At 62.5% G+C, this 17,076-nt stretch carries 22 protein-coding genes and 1 tRNA gene; 9 read left to right on the forward strand and 14 right to left on the reverse strand.

Features of this window, described 5'->3' with window-relative positions:
- Positions 1–73 precede the first annotated feature (73 nt).
- The gene (locus J2Y48_RS18455; RefSeq protein WP_310420913.1) at positions 74–799 is read right to left on the reverse strand and encodes a hypothetical protein; all 726 of its coding nucleotides are present in this window, start codon (positions 797–799) and stop codon (positions 74–76) included.
- 366 nt (positions 800–1,165) lie between these two features.
- Positions 1,166–1,250, reverse strand: a tRNA-Leu gene (locus J2Y48_RS18460).
- A 193-nt stretch (positions 1,251–1,443) separates the two neighbouring features.
- Here J2Y48_RS18460 and lipB point away from each other — a divergent pair.
- The gene (gene lipB / locus J2Y48_RS18465; protein WP_310420915.1) at positions 1,444–2,160 is read left to right on the forward strand and encodes a lipoyl(octanoyl) transferase LipB; all 717 of its coding nucleotides are present in this window, start codon (positions 1,444–1,446) and stop codon (positions 2,158–2,160) included.
- 48 nt (positions 2,161–2,208) lie between these two features.
- Here the strand turns inward: lipB and J2Y48_RS18470 are convergent, their stop codons facing one another.
- The gene (locus J2Y48_RS18470) at positions 2,209–3,081 is read right to left on the reverse strand and encodes a DMT family transporter (RefSeq protein WP_310421258.1); all 873 of its coding nucleotides are present in this window, start codon (positions 3,079–3,081) and stop codon (positions 2,209–2,211) included.
- A 295-nt stretch (positions 3,082–3,376) separates the two neighbouring features.
- Between J2Y48_RS18470 and J2Y48_RS18475 the strand changes: the two genes are divergently transcribed.
- The 7 genes from J2Y48_RS18475 (at position 3,377) to J2Y48_RS18505 (ending at position 7,977) form a co-directional block, all read left to right on the forward strand.
- Positions 3,377–3,790 (forward strand): helix-turn-helix transcriptional regulator, encoded by a 414-nt coding sequence (locus J2Y48_RS18475; protein ID WP_310420917.1) that lies wholly within the window; start codon positions 3,377–3,379, stop codon positions 3,788–3,790.
- 82 nt (positions 3,791–3,872) lie between these two features.
- Complete coding sequence (locus tag J2Y48_RS18480; protein ID WP_310420919.1) at positions 3,873–5,000, forward strand: S-(hydroxymethyl)glutathione dehydrogenase/class III alcohol dehydrogenase; 1,128 nt, start codon at positions 3,873–3,875, stop codon at positions 4,998–5,000.
- A complete protein-coding gene (locus J2Y48_RS18485; protein ID WP_310420921.1) occupies positions 5,000–5,473 on the forward strand; it encodes a GNAT family N-acetyltransferase in 474 nt (157 codons plus the stop codon). The genes J2Y48_RS18480 and J2Y48_RS18485 overlap by 1 nt, the downstream gene beginning before the upstream one ends.
- 28 nt (positions 5,474–5,501) lie before the next feature.
- Positions 5,502–5,963, forward strand: coding sequence for a YaiI/YqxD family protein (locus tag J2Y48_RS18490; protein ID WP_310420923.1), 462 nt, complete (start codon positions 5,502–5,504; stop codon positions 5,961–5,963).
- Positions 5,960–6,622 carry a DUF1345 domain-containing protein gene (locus tag J2Y48_RS18495; protein ID WP_310420925.1) on the forward strand — a complete coding sequence of 221 codons (663 nt, stop codon included), beginning with the start codon at positions 5,960–5,962 and terminating at the stop codon, positions 6,620–6,622. Before J2Y48_RS18490 ends, J2Y48_RS18495 begins: the two co-directional genes overlap by 4 nt.
- Before the next feature lie 23 nt (positions 6,623–6,645).
- A complete protein-coding gene (gene fghA, locus J2Y48_RS18500; protein ID WP_310420927.1) occupies positions 6,646–7,479 on the forward strand; it encodes an S-formylglutathione hydrolase in 834 nt (277 codons plus the stop codon).
- Positions 7,480–7,662: 183 nt separating this feature from the next.
- Positions 7,663–7,977, forward strand: coding sequence for a multidrug efflux SMR transporter (locus J2Y48_RS18505; protein ID WP_310420929.1), 315 nt, complete (start codon positions 7,663–7,665; stop codon positions 7,975–7,977).
- A 7-nt stretch (positions 7,978–7,984) separates the two neighbouring features.
- Here J2Y48_RS18505 and J2Y48_RS18510 read toward each other — a convergent pair whose 3' ends face one another.
- The 6 genes from J2Y48_RS18510 to J2Y48_RS18535 form a co-directional block, all read right to left on the reverse strand.
- Entirely contained in the window at positions 7,985–8,377 is a 393-nt protein-coding gene (locus tag J2Y48_RS18510) for a DoxX family protein (RefSeq protein ID WP_310420931.1), read from the reverse strand.
- Between the two features lie 141 nt (positions 8,378–8,518).
- Complete coding sequence (locus J2Y48_RS18515; RefSeq protein ID WP_310420933.1) at positions 8,519–9,184, reverse strand: hypothetical protein; 666 nt, start codon at positions 9,182–9,184, stop codon at positions 8,519–8,521.
- A gap of 129 nt (positions 9,185–9,313) precedes the next feature.
- Positions 9,314–10,102 carry an ATP12 family chaperone protein gene (locus J2Y48_RS18520; protein WP_310420935.1) on the reverse strand — a complete coding sequence of 263 codons (789 nt, stop codon included), beginning with the start codon at positions 10,100–10,102 and terminating at the stop codon, positions 9,314–9,316.
- On the reverse strand, positions 10,095–10,760 hold the full coding sequence (locus J2Y48_RS18525) for an HAD-IA family hydrolase (RefSeq protein ID WP_310420937.1): 666 nt from the start codon (positions 10,758–10,760) through the stop codon (positions 10,095–10,097). Before J2Y48_RS18525 ends, J2Y48_RS18520 begins: the two co-directional genes overlap by 8 nt.
- Complete coding sequence (locus tag J2Y48_RS18530; RefSeq protein ID WP_310420939.1) at positions 10,760–11,752, reverse strand: RluA family pseudouridine synthase; 993 nt, start codon at positions 11,750–11,752, stop codon at positions 10,760–10,762. Before J2Y48_RS18530 ends, J2Y48_RS18525 begins: the two co-directional genes overlap by 1 nt.
- Before the next feature lie 73 nt (positions 11,753–11,825).
- Complete coding sequence (locus tag J2Y48_RS18535) at positions 11,826–12,062, reverse strand: Lrp/AsnC ligand binding domain-containing protein (protein ID WP_192245016.1); 237 nt, start codon at positions 12,060–12,062, stop codon at positions 11,826–11,828.
- Positions 12,063–12,299: 237 nt separating this feature from the next.
- Here J2Y48_RS18535 and J2Y48_RS18540 point away from each other — a divergent pair, with 237 nt between their 5' ends.
- Positions 12,300–12,611, forward strand: coding sequence for a hypothetical protein (locus J2Y48_RS18540; protein WP_310420941.1), 312 nt, complete (start codon positions 12,300–12,302; stop codon positions 12,609–12,611).
- A gap of 35 nt (positions 12,612–12,646) precedes the next feature.
- Here the strand turns inward: J2Y48_RS18540 and lpxB are convergent, their stop codons facing one another.
- The 5 genes from lpxB to lpxD are packed head-to-tail and all read right to left on the reverse strand — an operon-like array spanning position 12,647 to position 17,048.
- Positions 12,647–13,831 carry a lipid-A-disaccharide synthase gene (lpxB, locus tag J2Y48_RS18545; protein WP_310420943.1) on the reverse strand — a complete coding sequence of 395 codons (1,185 nt, stop codon included), beginning with the start codon at positions 13,829–13,831 and terminating at the stop codon, positions 12,647–12,649.
- Positions 13,832–13,835: 4 nt separating this feature from the next.
- The gene (locus J2Y48_RS18550) at positions 13,836–14,702 is read right to left on the reverse strand and encodes an LpxI family protein (protein WP_405030257.1); all 867 of its coding nucleotides are present in this window, start codon (positions 14,700–14,702) and stop codon (positions 13,836–13,838) included.
- A gap of 5 nt (positions 14,703–14,707) precedes the next feature.
- Complete coding sequence (gene lpxA, locus J2Y48_RS18555) at positions 14,708–15,523, reverse strand: acyl-ACP--UDP-N-acetylglucosamine O-acyltransferase (RefSeq protein WP_310421263.1); 816 nt, start codon at positions 15,521–15,523, stop codon at positions 14,708–14,710.
- Entirely contained in the window at positions 15,520–15,987 is a 468-nt protein-coding gene (gene fabZ / locus J2Y48_RS18560) for a 3-hydroxyacyl-ACP dehydratase FabZ (protein WP_310420945.1), read from the reverse strand. The genes lpxA and fabZ overlap by 4 nt, the downstream gene beginning before the upstream one ends.
- On the reverse strand, positions 15,984–17,048 hold the full coding sequence (lpxD, locus tag J2Y48_RS18565) for a UDP-3-O-(3-hydroxymyristoyl)glucosamine N-acyltransferase (RefSeq protein ID WP_310420947.1): 1,065 nt from the start codon (positions 17,046–17,048) through the stop codon (positions 15,984–15,986). Before lpxD ends, fabZ begins: the two co-directional genes overlap by 4 nt.
- Between the last annotated feature and the right edge of the window lie 28 nt (positions 17,049–17,076).

The raw sequence follows: 17,076 nt of genomic DNA on the forward strand, positions 1-17,076 counted from the left end.
ACAGTGCATTCGTCCGGCGGCGACTCCGACGCCAGGTTTCTCGCAGATGCGGACGTCCGATGGAGGGGCACTCTCAGGGAATATGGTTTCGGCCAGGACCAGTCACAATTGAAGCCGGTCTGGCGCCGCCGCCCTCATCGCGAACGAGAGGCAAACCGATACCCTCGGACAGATCCAATTCGGTCGTGAAGACGTCTCCTCGGTCCTTCAAGCGCGTCAGAACGAAAGTGTCTTCGGCGATCTGCCGGCGAATTCTTTCCTTGTCGTCGTAAGAATGGCCCATCGTGGTGATCGAGAACCCCGCAAGGGTTACAGACGGCACGCCCATGAAAAGTGCGTAGCAGAGGGCGGCAACTCCGTTCGTCACCTTGCCGACTTCTCCGATGTCAGAGGGAAGCCCGCCGCTCACGACATCGACGATCGCCTCGCGCTCAGGTTTGGTGGCGCGCATCAGGCTCTCATAGCGCACGTCCGGCTTGGCCAGAAGCTCCAGATGCATCCACCAAAGAGGCTTGTTATGGAGCCATAGAAGGCCCCTCGTCCTGACATGGGGATGCTCTTCCCAGGACTTCCTCCGCTTGCGGAACGTCAGGTCGGCGGGCGGGAGGCCCAGTGCGTTGGCCGTCTTGCCCGAGTTGTTGATGTCGACGCGTGCACAGTGTCCGATCACATCAGGCGGGATCGTAGGTGATGGCGCAGAGCCGAGAATCAACCACGGCCTATCCAGAATACCAAGTCGCGCGAGCCAGCGACGGTGTCTTTCGCGCAATGCTTCAAGCGCGGCAGGTTCCATCTTCATCGCGAGCCCCACTTGAGTGGCGAGGGAAAGAGTCACCTAAATTAGATATGCGACACATCTCTGACACAAGCTCGTCTTCGTGTCCATTCGCCGCCCGGTGTGCCGAAAACCGTCGAAGCACGCAGTACCGGAAGGGCAGTCAGGGGCAGTACTGTGTAGCGGCCCCGGTAGCGTGGGCAGCTTGCCCCCACCCCATACGCTCGGCTGTGTGGGACCTCGAAAACATCGGAAGTCCATACGCGAAGTGCCGAGCGCTGGAGCCCGGTGAAAACAGCCATGGTCAAAATGCCGCTTGGACTTGCCATGGGACACCTGAAGATCCAACCACTTGAACATAAACAAAAAACCCGGCCGAAGCCGGGTTTTTGGTGCGGTCGAGAAGACTCGAACTTCCACGGGTTGCCCCACAGCGACCTCAACGCTGCGCGTCTACCAATTCCGCCACGACCGCATCGTGGTAGGCGTCGACTTGCGCCGACGGGGGTGCATGTAGCAAAAGCGTTTTGGGTGCACAAGGCCACTGCGACAGAAATCTGACGGGAAAAACAACAATTTCAACAGGCCCTGTGAACAGCGGCTTTTCCCCCCTCAAATCCCCGCGCTCTCCGGCCTATATTGGCGGGGAATTGCCAAAAGGACGCATCATGCAACGTGCTGAACTTGATAGATCGATGTTCGCCGCACCCGGTTCGCGGCCGGCACGCTGGCGGATAGAATCGGGTCTGACCCCTTACGACGTCGCAGTGGAAACGATGGAACGCGAAGCTGCGGCGATCGCCGCAGGTGAGGCAGACGAACTTGTCTGGTTGGTCGAGCATCCGCCGCTCTACACCGCCGGCACCAGTGCGGACAGCGCGGACCTCGTGGACGCGGATCGCTTTCCCGTTTTCCAGACCGGGCGCGGCGGTGAATACACCTATCATGGGCCTGGCCAGCGCGTCGTCTATGTCATGCTCGATTTGAAGCGCCGCCGCCAGGACGTGCGTGCCTTCGTGGCTGCACTCGAGGACGTGGTCATTGAAACGCTTGCGCAAATGAATGTCAGGGGCGAACGCCGTGAAGACCGGGTCGGCGTCTGGGTGCAGCGTCCGGAACGGCCGACTCTACCCGATGGCTCGCCGGCGGAGGACAAGGTCGCCGCGATCGGCATCCGCCTGCGACGCTGGGTAAGCTTTCACGGGCTTTCCCTGAACGTCGACCCGGACCTGGAGCATTTCAACGGGATCGTCCCATGCGGAATCCGCGGCTACGGCGTCACCAGTCTCGTCGACCTCGGCCTGCCCGTGATGATGAGCGATGTCGACGTGCGCCTGAAGGAAGCCTTCGAGAGGGTCTTCGGACCGGTGACGATCGACCGATAGGGGTTGCTTCGCAAACGAGAGCTAATTGCCCGCGAATCGGGCAGGCGATTATGCCCGCTTGGCCGAATTCACCCGCTCTCGCCACAGGATGAACAGCCCGGACCCGACGATGATGGAGATCCCCACCCATTTCCAGACACCCGGAAATTCGCCGAAGATGGCGTAGCCGAGAATTGTGGCGGAGATGATCTCGAAATACTGGAAAGGTGCCAGCAGCGACAGCGGCGCCATCCGGAAAGCGCGCACGACGAGAATGTGCGCATAGCCGGACAAGCCTCCAAGAATCAGAAGTAGGACCAGCGCGAACCCTGATTGCGGCAGCGACGGCTCGAAATCCGCAATACCGGCGCCATTGCCTACTATTAACGCGCCCCCCAGGAACAGCATCCCGCCAAATCCGGAGATCGTCTGCATCGTCAGTGGCGAATCGCCCTCCCCGATCGCCCGGTTGAGAAACAGATAGAGCGAGAACAGGAAGGCGCAGCCAACCGGCAGCAGCGATGTCATGCCGAAAACGGCGAAGCTCGGCTGGATGACGATCAATGCACCGCCAAAGCCCACGGCGATCGCCAGCCACCGCCGCCAGCCGACCCGCTCTCCGAGAAAGGCGGCCGACATCGCCGTCAATATGAAGGGTTCGACGAAATAGATGGCGAAAACGTCCGCCAGCGGCATGTATTTGACCGCCGCGAAGAACAGCAGGCTGGCGCCCCCATGCAATATTCCCCGCAGAAGGTTCATCCATGGCCGTTTGGCGCGAAACGCGTCCTTGCCACCGACCGTCAGCAGCAGCGGCAGCGTGCAGACGAGCTGAAAGAAGAACCGATAGAAGGTCACCTGCCCGGGCGACATGCCGCCATAGGTCGCCATGTACTTGGCGATGGCATCCATTCCGGGCAGTAGCATCATGGCAAATGTCATGAGCGCCATGCCCTGCATCGTCTGTTGTCTGAAGTGTTCCGTCGCCGACGTTTGCATGGGGTACCTTTGGCTCGCCTGTCGCCAGTCTCGATCGTACCGCGATGGCTGGAATCGGCGGCATCGAAGGCTGGCCCCGCTTCAACAGCATTGCTGGCTGCCAGGTCAAGACGTCGGCCCGGATGTTAGCGTCCCCTTTGCGCAATGCCGGCAAACCATGCGTCCGAAGGCGGCGCAATTGGAGTAGCCTTGCCTTCTGCCGGTCTTTAAGCTTGAAGCCACGACAACGGAGACCGCAATGGCCGAAACCGGCGACAACAACACCATTCCCTTTCGATCCAGCCACGCCGACGGCGACACGCTCGGCGGTCGCATATGGCGGGCGCGGGACGCGCTTGATATGTCGCTCGAGGAAGTCGCGACCCGGATGGGGCTGCCGGAAGAAACCGTGGCAGATTGGGAGCGCGATCATGCCGAACCGCGCACACAGGCCCTTTTCATGCTCGCCGGTGTGCTCGGCGTGTCACCCTCCTGGCTGATCGCCGGTGTCGGCGAGGCTCCGCCCGAAGTCGAGTCGGAGCCAGGGCTGCACCCGCTGATGGAACAATTGCATCAGCTTCGCCGCTTGCACGAGCAGACCGGACTTGCGATCGCTGCCCTCGAAGCGGAGATCGGCAAGCTTGCTGGCCGCGACCGGAACAACAAAGATTGAGGCATTGCGGGCTTGAGCGGCGGGGGTTGCTCTGCGATGGTCCGCGCCGGACAGAATCTGTTGACGTTTTAGGAGAAAGATCATGGACGTACGCGCCGCCGTCGCCGTTCAGGCGGGCAAGCCGCTGGAAGTGATGACCGTACAGCTCGAAGGCCCGCGCGCCGGCGAAGTGCTGATCGAGGTCAAGGCCACCGGCATCTGCCACACCGACGACTTCACGCTGTCGGGCGCCGATCCGGAAGGGCTGTTCCCGGCGATCCTCGGCCATGAGGGCGCCGGCATCGTCGTCGACGTCGGCCCCGGCGTCACCTCGGTGAAGAAGGGCGATCACGTCATCCCGCTCTACACGCCGGAATGCCGCGAGTGCTATTCCTGCCTCAGTCGCAAGACCAACCTCTGCACGGCGATCCGCTCGACCCAGGGCCAGGGCCTGATGCCCGACGGCACCTCGCGGTTCTCGATCGGCAAGGACAAGATCCACCACTACATGGGCTGCTCGACGTTTGCCAACTACACGGTGCTGCCGGAGATCGCCGTCGCCAAGGTCAATCCCGACGCCCCCTTCGACAAGATTTGCTACATCGGCTGCGGCGTCACCACCGGCATCGGCGCGGTGATCAACACCGCGCAGGTCGAGATCGGCTCGACGGCGATCGTCTTCGGCCTCGGCGGCATCGGCCTCAACGTGCTGCAGGGGCTGCGGCTCGCCGGCGCCGACATGATCATCGGCGTCGACATCAATCCCGACCGCAAGGCCTGGGGCGAGAAGTTCGGCATGACCCACTTCGTCAATGCCAAGGAGGTCGGTGACGACATCGTGCCCCATCTCGTCAACATGACGAAGCGCAACGGCGACCTGATCGGCGGCGCCGACTACACCTTCGACTGCACCGGCAACACCAAGGTGATGCGCCAGGCGCTCGAATCGGCGCATCGCGGCTGGGGCAAGTCGGTGATCATCGGCGTCGCCGGCGCCGGCCAGGAGATCTCGACGCGTCCGTTCCAGCTGGTCACCGGCCGCAACTGGATGGGCACCGCCTTCGGTGGCGCGCGCGGCCGCACCGACGTGCCGAAGATCGTCGACTGGTACATGGACGGCAAGATCCAGATCGATCCGATGATCACCCACACCATGCCGCTCGAAGACATCAACAAGGGTTTTGAGCTGATGCATTCGGGCGAGAGCATTCGTGGTGTCGTGGTCTATTGATGGCCACTTATGCCTATAGGGCCGACGTGCGGAGAATGGACGCGTTCTCCGCCGTCGAACTTTATGCGCTGCTGAAGCTGCGCGTCGACGTCTTCGTCGTCGAGCAGGAATGCCCCTACCCCGACCTTGACGGCCGCGATGTCGACGTGCTGCATCTGCGGCTGCTTTCGGGTGCGGATCTGATCGCTGCCGCACGTATTCTGCCACCGGACGGGACCAATAGCCTGGCCCGGATCGGAAGGGTCGTGGTTTCCCCGGCACACCGCGGCAAGCGGCTCGGCGAAGCGGTGATGCGGGAGGCGATTGCCGCCTGCGAACTGCGGTTTCCACAAGCGCAAATCGCCCTGTCAGCCCAAAGCCACCTGAAACGCTTCTATGAATCCTTTGGCTTTTCCCCGGTTTCGGAGGAATATCTGGAGGACGGCATACCCCATATCGATATGGTGCGGCCGGCCACGAACCGTGGCGCCTGAGGCACGAGACAGGACCGAACGCAACGCCATGATCTACGTCGATGCCGATGCCTGCCCGGTGAAACCGGAAATCCTCAAGGTTGCCGAGCGGCACGGTTTGGAAGTGACTTTCGTCGCCAATTCCGGCCTGCGTCCGTCGCGCGATCCGATGGTCAGGAATGTCATCGTCTCAGGCAGCTTCGACGCGGCCGATGATTGGATCGTTGAACACGTGAGTCCCGGCGATATCGTCGTCACGGCGGATGTGCCGCTTGCCGGGCGCTGTGTCGCCAAGGACGCGCTGGTGACGGGTCCGACGGGCCGCCCTTTCGACAAGAGCAATATCGGCATGGCCTCGGCCATGCGCGATCTCGGTCAGCACCTGCGCGAAACCGGAGAAAGCAAGGGCTACAACGCCGCCTTCTCCGCGCGCGATCGCTCGGCATTTCTCGAAACGCTGGACCGCCTGTGCCGCCGGGCCAAGTCCAGCGCGCAAGGCGATTCGGCATGAGCGCCTCGCTTGACCGGAGCGGACTGCACGGACGCCATCGCCCGTTTTATTTTGCCGCGGTCGTCGCCCTCCTGGTGCTGCCGGCGGCTCTGTGGTTGAACGCCGCACTCGCAGCACAGCTGTCCGGCATCGCCTTCTTCCTGCTATATCTGTTCTTAGTTGCCCGGCGCCTGCCGGACCTGAGCGGCGACTACCTGAAAAAACATGCCGTCGACACGGATGCACCGGCGGCGATCATACTGGTGGTGACTATCGGCGTCTTTGCGATCGCCTTGGCCTCGCTTTTCGTTGTGCTCCATCAGAGCGGTAACGTTCGACCGTTGGACCTGACCCTTTCCTTCGCCTGCGTCGTCCTCGGCTGGTTCACCATCCACACCATGGCGGCAATCCACTACGCGCACGTTTATTGGCGCCCGCATCGCGGCCGGCGCCTGCATCCGGACATGCGCGGGTTGGCTTTTCCGCAGACGGACGAGCCGGGCATTTATGATTTCCTCTACTTCGCCTTCATTGTCGGCATGACAGCACAGACCTCGGATACGTCCATCACCACGACCGAAATGCGCAAGTTGAACCTCCTGCATGCGATTGTGTCGTTCTTCTTCAACACCGTACTGGTCGCAGCCGCCGTCAATGCGGCAGTGGCACTTGCCGCGTGACCGCAATTGCAAATGGAGTTCCCATGAAAGTTATCTCCCAGAACCAGGCCTTTGGCGGCATGCAGGGCGTCTACGCCCACGATTCGTCTGTTACCAATTGCGAAATGACCTTCGCCGTCTTCGTTCCGCCGAAGGCGACCAAGGAGCCCTGTCCTGTCCTGTGGTATCTCTCCGGGCTGACTTGCACCCACGCGAACGTCATGGAAAAGGGTGAATATCGGCGCATGGCTGCGGAACTGGGCCTTATCATCGTCTGCCCCGACACGAGCCCACGCGGCAACGACGTGCCGGACGAACTGACCAATTGGCAGATGGGCAAGGGCGCGGGCTTCTATCTGGACGCTACCGAGAAGCCCTGGGCCGAGAATTACCAGATGTACACTTACATCACCGAGGAATTGCCGGCCTTGGTTGGCGAGCATTTTCGCGTCGACATGTCCCGCCAGGGCATCTTCGGGCACTCGATGGGCGGGCATGGCGCCATGACGATTGCCCTGAGGAACCCTGACCGCTTCAAAAGCTGCTCCGCCTTCGCGCCGATCGTGCAACCTTCGACCGCGGATTGGTCTGCTCCGGCATTCGAAAAGTACCTCGGTTCGGATCAAGCCGCGTGGCGCCAGTACGACACCTGCGCGCTCGTCGAGGACGGCGCCCGGTTCCCGGAGTTCCTGATCGACCAGGGCAAGGCCGACGGCTTCCTGGAAAACGGCCTTCGCCCCTGGCTTTTCGAGGAGACCGTCAAGGGCACGGGAATCGGTCTCACGCTGCGCATGCACGAGCGCTATGACCACTCCTACTATTTCATCTCGACCTTCATGGATGACCACCTCAGGTGGCATGCCGAGCGGCTGAGCTGACCCGCACGCCGGCGAAAAACGTGAACCATGGCGCCCGCGCATGACTGATCTGCGCGGGCGCCTCTTGTCATTCGTCCCTCTTGCCGCGATATAGTCGAACAGCAGACGACTGCAGCCGCGAATCGATCACGACGCGGGAATCGAACGCGGGGACGGCCCCGCTCCTTTGAAACGGAGCAGGATATGTCCTGGATTTTGCTTGCACTCGCCGGTATCTTCGAAATTGGTTGGGCGATTGGCCTGAAATACACGGCCGGCTTCACTAAACCTCTCCCGACTGCCCTTACGGCCGCTGCCATGGTCATCAGCGTGGTGCTTCTCGGCATGGCGGTGAAAAACCTGCCGATGGGTACCGCCTATGCGGTCTGGACCGGCATCGGCACAGTCGGAACCGTCATCCTCGGCATCATCCTCTTTGCCGAGCCGGTGACGGCCATGCGCCTTGGCTGCATCGTCCTCATCGTCACGGGCATCATGGGCCTGAAATTCGCCGCCTGACTCTCCTTCAGCTTCGCCGGTTGTCGAGCGCAAACGCGCCCGGCCCGGCAAAGACGAGATAGAGAAAGATGAAGCAGAACGAGATCGCGGCATCGCCGCGGTTGTTCACCGGCCAGAAATCGACCGGCATATGTGCGATGAAATAGGCCGTGGCCATGAAGCCGCTGAGGATGAAGGCCGTCGGCCGTGTGAAAAGGCCGATCAGGATGAGACCGCCGCCGATTGCCTCGAGCACTCCGGCGACGCCGATGAGGTTCACCAGGTCGCCGAACGGCTGTGCCGCCGGGGGAAAGTCGAAGAATTTCTGCGTCCCATGTTCGATGAACTGCAGCGCCGTCATGATCCTGAGCGCGGTCAACGCGTAGGGTTGATACAGGGACAGGCGGTCGGCGAGCGTCATAGCGACCTCCGTGCGGCAACCAGGCCGATGAGGGGCGTCACCCAATATCCGGCTTTATTGGCGCTGGATCAAGTCGCAGGCGAAAATCGCCTCATCCGCCGGGGCGTACCGGCTGCTTCACCGTCCGCTTGCCGCCGGAGATCAGTTGCAGCTCGTCGCCGAAGTTGCCGCGCAGGGAGCCGGCTTGGCATCGGCGCTTGCGCTGACGTCGGCCTTCGGCTTGCGGACGCGCGGGCGCACGGTCAGTGCCGCCTCGCTCGGGATAATGATGGGATCTTCCGCGCGCGGCTCGGCCGCTGCGACCGCGGAAGGTGTGGTGGATCGTGACCCCGAGCGCAGCTTGTGCTTGCCGGAGCGTTTTCCGCCAGTTACCGCCTTGATCGGAGCGAGCCGGTAGGCGACCGCAACGCGCTGGGAAATCGCGTTGGCCAGCGCCTTGTCACCAGCTTTTGCCCCCGGCATGAAGCTGTTCACCGTGAAGTTCTCGCTCGAAACGGACGCTCCGGACCCATCCCGCAGGGCCACGGTCACCTGTGCGGAATTGCGCCCAGCCTGCGCGCCCGTCCCCCGAACCACATTCGAGAGCCGCACATCCATCATCACCTTCGGCAACGGCACCGGCCGGCGCGTGGAGCGGATCGCCTGTTTCAGCTGTTGCCCGGTCATCTTGACCAGCGCCGCTGAAACGGAGCCGTCCCCGCTCACCGCCACCTTGCGAATATCCTTTAGTGTTTCTGCTCCCGCGGTGATGGACATCGCAAGAACCGCGAGCGCGGCGAGCGGCACACGAAGGAAAGACATTAGCATAAAGTTTGAATCCGTATTCTATGCACTCGCCGCCAAGGCGAATTAGCCCCTGATCCAACCCCCATCGCACACCGACACGGACCGGCGCAATGCAATCCTGCGTCGATGGTAAACATCACGGCGGATGGCTCAGCCAGATGTGACTGCCGAAAACACCCCGGCTGCGACCTCGAGTTCGTGCCAGCGAAGCTCCCGGCGACGAAACGCTTCTTCGTCGGTACCCCAGTGCTCGATCTGCCAGTCCTCATCAATGTGCGCAAGTTTCCATACCGCTTCTGCATCAAGGCGGCCGTGCGCGAAGGCGAGCGCAAGGATCGCAGAGCCCGTCAACGTGGTGACCGTATGAATGCAGGCAAGCGCAAGCGGCGAATCGAATTTCGCCAGTGCGGCGGCAAACGCGGTGATCGCCGGCTGCGGCTGTTCCTGGTGCATGACGCCTTCAGCCAGGATGAAACGGGCGCCAAGGGTGGTAGCGGCCCAGTCCAGCACGGGGTCCCAGCCCTCGCGCTGCTGCTCGACCAGCCGCTCCGGGCTATCGGCCCGGTAGCATATCATGTCGGTTCCGGCGAAGCGGACGATCTCGTCGAAGACCGCCTGCCGATTGTCGGCGACACCGTCCAGGGCTGTGTTGACGAGCCGCGTCACCGGCATTTTCGCCGGATCGATTTCCTCGCCCTGTGCTTCCCATTCTTCTTTCAACCGATCGGCCAGGGTGGCCGTATCGACGGCGAGCAGTTGCTTTGCCGGTGTCCGCACCGCCCGTCCATCGAGCAGGATGCTGTACCCGTCGCTGGTCTGGCCGATCGAGACTTCCTTGTAGAACCGCTTCGGCAGCGGCCGCTTCATCTGGATCTGGGCCCGGCGAACCGGATCAGGATCACTCATGGCGTCGGAAAGGTCGGAGAGAATTTCACGCATCGGATAACTCCAGCCACTGCAGCAGTTCGGCCGGCTCCCTTAGTATGTGGTCCGCGCCCGCCTCGACGAGTTCGGGAACACTGGCATAACCCCAGGCGACACCGACCGCTTGCGCGCCGGCCGCCTTTGCCATCTGCATATCGTAGATCGCATCTCCGATAACAACCGTCTGCGTCGCATCGATCCCGGTTTCGGCGCAACATTCTGCGACCATTGCCGGGTGCGGCTTGGAGGGACAGTCGTCCGCCGTCCGCGAGACGAAGAAGGTCTTCTCGAAGCCGTGCGCGAGGCGGATCGCATCCAGTCCGCGCCGCGACTTGCCGGTGACCGCGCCGAGCAGCATGTCGTCCTGGCGCTCCAGCCGGCGGATCAGTCCACCGATGCCCGCAAACAGCGGTTCCTGAAAGCCCGGCTCGGCGCGCACGCTGGTGAAAATCGCCTTGTAGTGCGCTGTCATCGCCAGCGCCTCGTCGTCCACATGCGCCTTGCCCTGCAGGCGCGCAATGGCGATGTCGAGCGTCAACCCGATGATGCTCTTAGTTGCCTCAAGCTCAAGACGACCGTGCCCGAACTCCTCGAACGTCCGCGCCATGACTTCATGAATAAGGCCCGCGCTGTCGACCAGCGTGCCGTCACAGTCGAAAAGCACCAGGCGCATCAATCGTCCTCGTCCTGCGCGTTCCGGTCGAAGCCGAAGAGGTTCCAGGTCTGCACCATGTGCGGCGGCAACGGGGCGGACACACGCAGCCGCCCGCCGGACGGATGCGGAATATCGATGTGGCGGGCATGCAGGTGGAGACGATTCTGAACCCCGCCTGGGAAAGGCCAGTTGATGTCCGCGTCGAAATATTTCGGATCACCCAGAATCGGGTGGCCGATGTGGGCGGCATGGACGCGAAGCTGGTGGGTGCGGCCCGTATAGGGCTCCATTTCCAGCCACGCGAAATTCTGGCCTGCCTGTTCGATCACGCGATAATACGACACTGCATGATCGGCCCCCTCCTCGCCGTGCTTGGCGATCCGCATGCGGTCGCCTTCCGGGGTCTGCTCCTTGACCAGCCAGGTCGAGATCCGGTCCTCTCGCTTGCGCGGCACGCCCTTGACGATCGCCCAGTAGGTCTTCTTCGTGTCACGTTCGCGGAAGGCGGCCGTCAGCTTCTGTGCGGCGCCGCGCGTGCGCGCGACGACCAGCACGCCGGACGTGTCGCGGTCGAGACGGTGGACCAGGCGCGGCTTCTCGCCCTTCTGGCTCGTCCAGGCCTCGAGCATCTGGTCGATGTGACGGGTAACGCCGGAGCCGCCCTGGACGGCGATGCCCGGCGGCTTGTTCAGCACGAACACTTTGTCGTCCTCGTGCAGCAGCATCCGCGACAGCAGTTCGGCATCGGGTGAATGCTTCAGGTCACGGCTGGCGATCGGACCGGATTTCACATCCTTGGCGTCGACGCCCATCGGTGGAATACGCACCGTCTGGCCCGGCTGGACACGGGTATCGGTCTTGGCGCGACCGCCGTCGATCCGGACCTGCCCCGAGCGCAGCAACTTCTGCAGTTGGCCGAAGCCGAGTCCCGGATAGTGGACCTTGAACCATCGGTCGAGCCGCATCCCCGCCTCGTCCTGGTCCACCTGCCTGTGTTCGATACCTGCCATCTTCGCCTTCTCTCGGTTCAGCGCGTGCTTTAGCGCATGTTCCCGAAAAGGGAAAGTTGCAGGGAGCCTGTTCTCAGAACGCCCGGAACGTCAGGGTGGTCAGCGAACGAACGATCCCGGGAATCACGGCAATGTTGTCGTTGATGAACTTGCCGATATCCTCCTCGCTCTCGACATAGACCTTCAACAGAAGGTCGTAGTCGCCGCTCGTCGAGTAAAGTTCGGAGATCAGCTCGGTCGCATAGAGCGCATCGGCAACCTCATAGGTTTTGCCCGGAGCACACTGCAGTTGCACAAAAATCGGTTTCATCGCGATCACTCCACCGCCGCACGCGGCCATTTCCCATTGCGCCCATGCAGGCGGTCGTAGTCGGCTTTATGACGGAGTTCGGCCCCGGGAAGCAAGAGTGCCGACGCCAATTGCTGCGGGCCCGCATTCGTCGTGTCTGTTGACCCGTTAAAATTTGCTTAAAATTCAATTACGGAGATTAATCGATTCAAGACCTGCAACTGCTAATGAGGGTTGCTTACAGCCCGGAAGCCATCCATGTCGCAGATCGTAACCGTATCTCCCAGCACCGCCGCCTATGCCGCTCAGGGCTATAAGACGACCACGCGCGCCGACACCCTGTTCGAGCAGCGGATCGAGGCCTGGAGCGATGCGACCAAGATTGATGGCGATGCGCGCCAAAAGGCTTATTTGACGCTGGTGAAACCGCCCGCGTTGGCGCTGGCGCTGCTGACCATGAAGCGTCAACCGGACGTTAGCGTCGAGACGGCCGAACGCCGCTACACCGAGAATGCCGGCGATACGGCAGGCGCTGGAGTGCCCGATGCCGTCAGCCGGGTCGATCGCTGATCACCTGTCGACCGTTTGCCGTGGTATGAGCCCGATCAGACCAGATCGGGCTTTTTCTGTCTCAGCAACGCAACGATGACGTCGGCTGCCTTGTCTCCCGGCGAGCGCTCATCCTGCATGCGCGCATGAACCAGATCGAACCCCTCCAGCATGGCGCGTCGCTGGGCCGTATCGTGCGTCAGCCGCACCGCCCAACGCGCCAGACTGCCTGGGCGCACCACCTCGTTGAGGTATTCCGGTATGACGGCATAATCTGCGATCAGGTTTGGAAGAGCCGCAGTCCAGGTCTTGATCCTGCGCGTCATCAGCTTCGCAATCCAGTCGAGCTTGTAGCAGGAAACGACCGGCACCCGGGCGAGCGCAAGCTCCAGCAACACGGTACCCGACGCCGCTATCGCCACGTCCGCCGCCTCGAATGCCCGCCACTTGTCTTCACCCGCAACCGTAATTTCCGGCTTCACCGGCCATTCCGCAACCATCTGTCGGACGAGTGCCTCCTGGCGCGGCACGGTGGGCAATCGAAACGAAAACGGAACCTTGCCTGCGGCAAGCTCATCGACCGTTTCCCGAAAGACAGGAAGCAGCCGGGTAATTTCACCCGCCCGCGAGCCCGGCAACAGCAGGCAGGTTCTAGGCAAGCCGCTTCCAAGCGCTGGCACCGGTTTCTGCATCTGCGCAAGGCGAACTGCATTGACCTGAAGGTCGCTTGTCAGCCGGTGTCCGACATAGGTCGTCGGAGGCCCCTGCAGCCGCCGCATCACCTCGGGTTCAAAGGGGAGGACGGCGAGCACATGATCCACATAGCTGCGCATCCGCGGTGCGCGCTCTTCCTTCCAGGCCCATACGCTTGGGCACACGTAGTTCACGATCGGAAGGCCGGGCATCTGCCGGCGAACGATACGCGCGACGCGGTGGGTGAAATCGGGGCTGTCTATGATGACGAGGAGATCGGGCTTCGCCTCGATGATCGCGGTGGCCGTCTGGCGGATGCGTCGAAGCAGTTTCGGCAGCTTTGCAAGAACCTGCGAAACACCCATGATCGACAGCTCGGAGTAGTCGAACAGCGACACGAGCCCCTGAGACTGCAGCGCCTCGCCGCCGACACCGACCAGCGCGATATCATCCGGCAACTGGCGGCGCAGGGCCGCAACGAGATCGCCCCCCAAAAGGTCGCCGGAAACTTCTCCTGCAATCACCGCAAGCTTGAGCGGACGGGGCATCGGTTCACTCCTTGCCTGGCACGATACCCGAGACGAAAAGCCCCGCACGATCCGCCGCTTCGACAAGCCGCTCACGGTCGAGGACCAGGGAGCGACCGGTTTCGGTCGCGATGCCGGCAAGGCCTGCCGCTGTGGCCCAATGCACCGTATCGAGCCCGATCGACGGCAGATCGGCGCGGGTGTCCTGCCGGGGCTTGCAAAGCTTGACCAGCACGCCCTTTCGGCTTTGTGAGATCCGCCCCTGCCGGCGCAGGTCGGCGACGCGCTCGAGCATCTGGTCGGTTCCCTCCGCACCTTCCAGCGCCACCACCCGACCGCCGACGGCAACGGCGCCCTGCCCGACATCGAGGGCGCCGAGCGCCAGCGCTGCAGCCGAGGCCGCGGCAATATCCCGCAGATCCTCCGCGTTCGGAGCGATCTTGCCGATGACGCCCTCTATCGCCAGCAGTTCCGGTGCGATCTCGTGTGCGCCGACGACGCGCACGCCATTCGCTTCGATCAGCCGGATGACCATCTTCAGGACCGTGTCGTCGCCGCCGTTCAGGAGCGTGCGCACGATGGCGGGAATCTGCAGGAGCGTTCGCAGGGTCGGGCGGATCTCGCGCCACTCCGGCCGGCGCTGCACGGCGCCTGAGAGTACTGCGCGGTCGATTCCCTCGCGGGCAAAGGCGTTGCTCATCGCCGCATAGTCGCCGACGCCGACGGGCTGGTGCTCGAAGTCCGACCAGTCCTGATCAGCCTCGTTGGCGAGCGTCAGGACGAAGGGGTTCTCCCCATGCAGGCGGGCAGCCCGTGCCAGATGGACAGGCAAAAGCCCACTGCCGGCGATGATGGCCAGCCGTTTTGCGCTCTCCGGCCGACCGCTCGCCATTCGGATCAGGCCTTGTTGCGGTTCGGTGAGGAAAGCGCGCGGTCACTGTCGGCGGCGATGAAATCGAGGATCTCGATCACCGGGGCGCAATCCTGATACTCCTCGCGGATCGCCGCGGCATTGGTTCGGATCGAACCTTCCCCGTCGAAAATCTGCTTAAAGGCGCGGCGCACGCGGTGAATCGTCGGCTTGTCTATGCCGGCGCGTGACATGCCGACCACGTTCAGGCCACCCAAAATGCCCGGATTGCCGTTCAGCATGCCATAGGGAATGACATCATAGGAGACGGCGGAGAGCCCACCAACAAAGGCCTGGCGGCCAACGCGGGTAAACTGATGGACGGCGGAACCACCGCCGAGGATGGCACGGTCCTCGATGGTGACGTGTCCGGCGAGCATGACGTTGTTGGACAGGATCACGTTGTTGCCGACGGTGCAGTCGTGGGCGATATGCGAATAGGCGAGGAACAGGTTGCCGTCGCCGACGACCGTCTTGCCGCCGCCGTCCGTCGTGCCCGTGTTCATCGTCACGCCTTCACGGATGGTATTGCGCTCGCCGATCGAAAGCGTCGTCTCCTCACCGCCATGGTGGACGCTCTGCGGCTCACCGCCGACGATAGCTGAAGGGAAGATGCGCGTGCCGCGGCCAACCGTGGTGCGCCCGGCGACCACGACATGGCTGAGAAGCTCAACGCCCTCCCCCAAAACGACTTTCGGCCCCACATGGCAGAAGGGGCCGACAACGACATTCTCCCCGATCTCCGCTCCGTCTTCGATGACGGAAAGCGGATGGATCCTGGCACTAACTGCAATCATATTCAGGCGTCTTCCTTGTTGACGATCATCGCGCCGATATCAGCTTCGGCGACAAGTTGCCCATCAACTTTTGCATCGCAGTGAAATTTCCAGATATTTCCACGCTGCTTCTGCTTGACGACGTGGTACTCGACGCGATCGCCCGGCACCACCGGTTTGCGAAAGCGGGCGTTGTCGATGGTCATGAAGTAGACCAGGTTCGTTCCCGAACCCGTCTTGCGGGCGCAGATCGCCCCAGCCGTCTGCGCCATGCCCTCGATCAGAAGAACGCCGGGCATGATCGGATGGTCCGGAAAATGGCCCATGAATTGCGGCTCGTTGACGGTCACGTTCTTGATGCCGATGGCGGAGTTGTCCCCGTCGATCTCGACGATCTTGTCCACCAGCAGGAAGGGATAGCGGTGTGGCAGAAGTGTCAGAATTTCCTTCAGTTCGGCAACGCCCAAGGCCGTTTTCATTTCCTCGCTCATTCGTTGTCACCCGTCTTCTTGCTTCTGTTGGTCGCCCGCATCGTTATTTCAGCGACGTCACGGAGGAAGTCGCGCATCGGGCGCGCCGGAATGCCGCCGTAGCGTTCGCCCGCCGGGATGTCGGCGACAACGCCGCTCATCGCCGCAATCTGAACGCCGTCACCAATCGTGATATGGCCGTTTATGCCCGCAGCGCCGCCGATCATCACGCCATTGCCGATGCGGGCACTGCCGGCAATGCCGACCTTGCTGACGATGCCGCAATGACGGCCGATCCGGACGTTGTGCCCGATCTGGACCTGGTTGTCGATCTTGGTCCCCTCGCCGATGACCGTATCGTCCATCGTGCCGCGGTCGATCGTCGTGTTCGCACCGATCTCCACGTCGTCCTGAATGATGACGCGGCCGACCTGAACGATCTTGATCATGCCACCCTTGGGGCTGGGCCCGTAGCCGAAACCGTCCTGACCGATGCAGGCACCGGGATGCACGATGACCCGGTTGCCGACGAGCGCGCATTGCAGTTTTGCGCCGGCGGCGATCGTGCAGTCGCGACCGATCTTCACTCCGGGGCCGAGAACGACGCCGGGGCCGATGTGGGTTCCCTCGCCGATCTCGACATCGGCACCGATGACCGCCATGGGCTCGACGACCACGCCGGGCTCAAGCCGAGCCGTCGGATCGACAAAAGCGTGCGGGGAAATGCCGGCTTGTTCGGAGGTTGTTAACGCCGGCCGCATGGCCGATGGCTGGAGGATTTCGCCGGCAAGCGCAAAGGCCATGTGGGCCCGGGACGTCTGCAACACGGCGATGTGCGAAGGAACGATGGAAGCCAGCGCCTTGTCGCACAGGATAGCCGTCGCCTGGCAGGTCTCGAGTTCCGACTTGCTCTTGCGCGACAGCATGTAGCAGATGTCGCCATCCTTCGCCCGGTAGACGGGCGCGACGTTGCGCACGATCCTTGCGGCCGCCGACGGATCCGACAGCTCCGCCCCGAGCGTGTTCGCCAAGTCGCCCAGGCGAACACCGTCATGCGGTGGAAAAAACCAGTTTTGTTCCATCAGCGTGGACTCCAGAACAGTTTGTTCT

The organism is Mycoplana sp. BE70 (assembly GCF_031455855.1).
Taxonomy (GTDB): domain Bacteria; phylum Pseudomonadota; class Alphaproteobacteria; order Rhizobiales; family Rhizobiaceae; genus Mycoplana.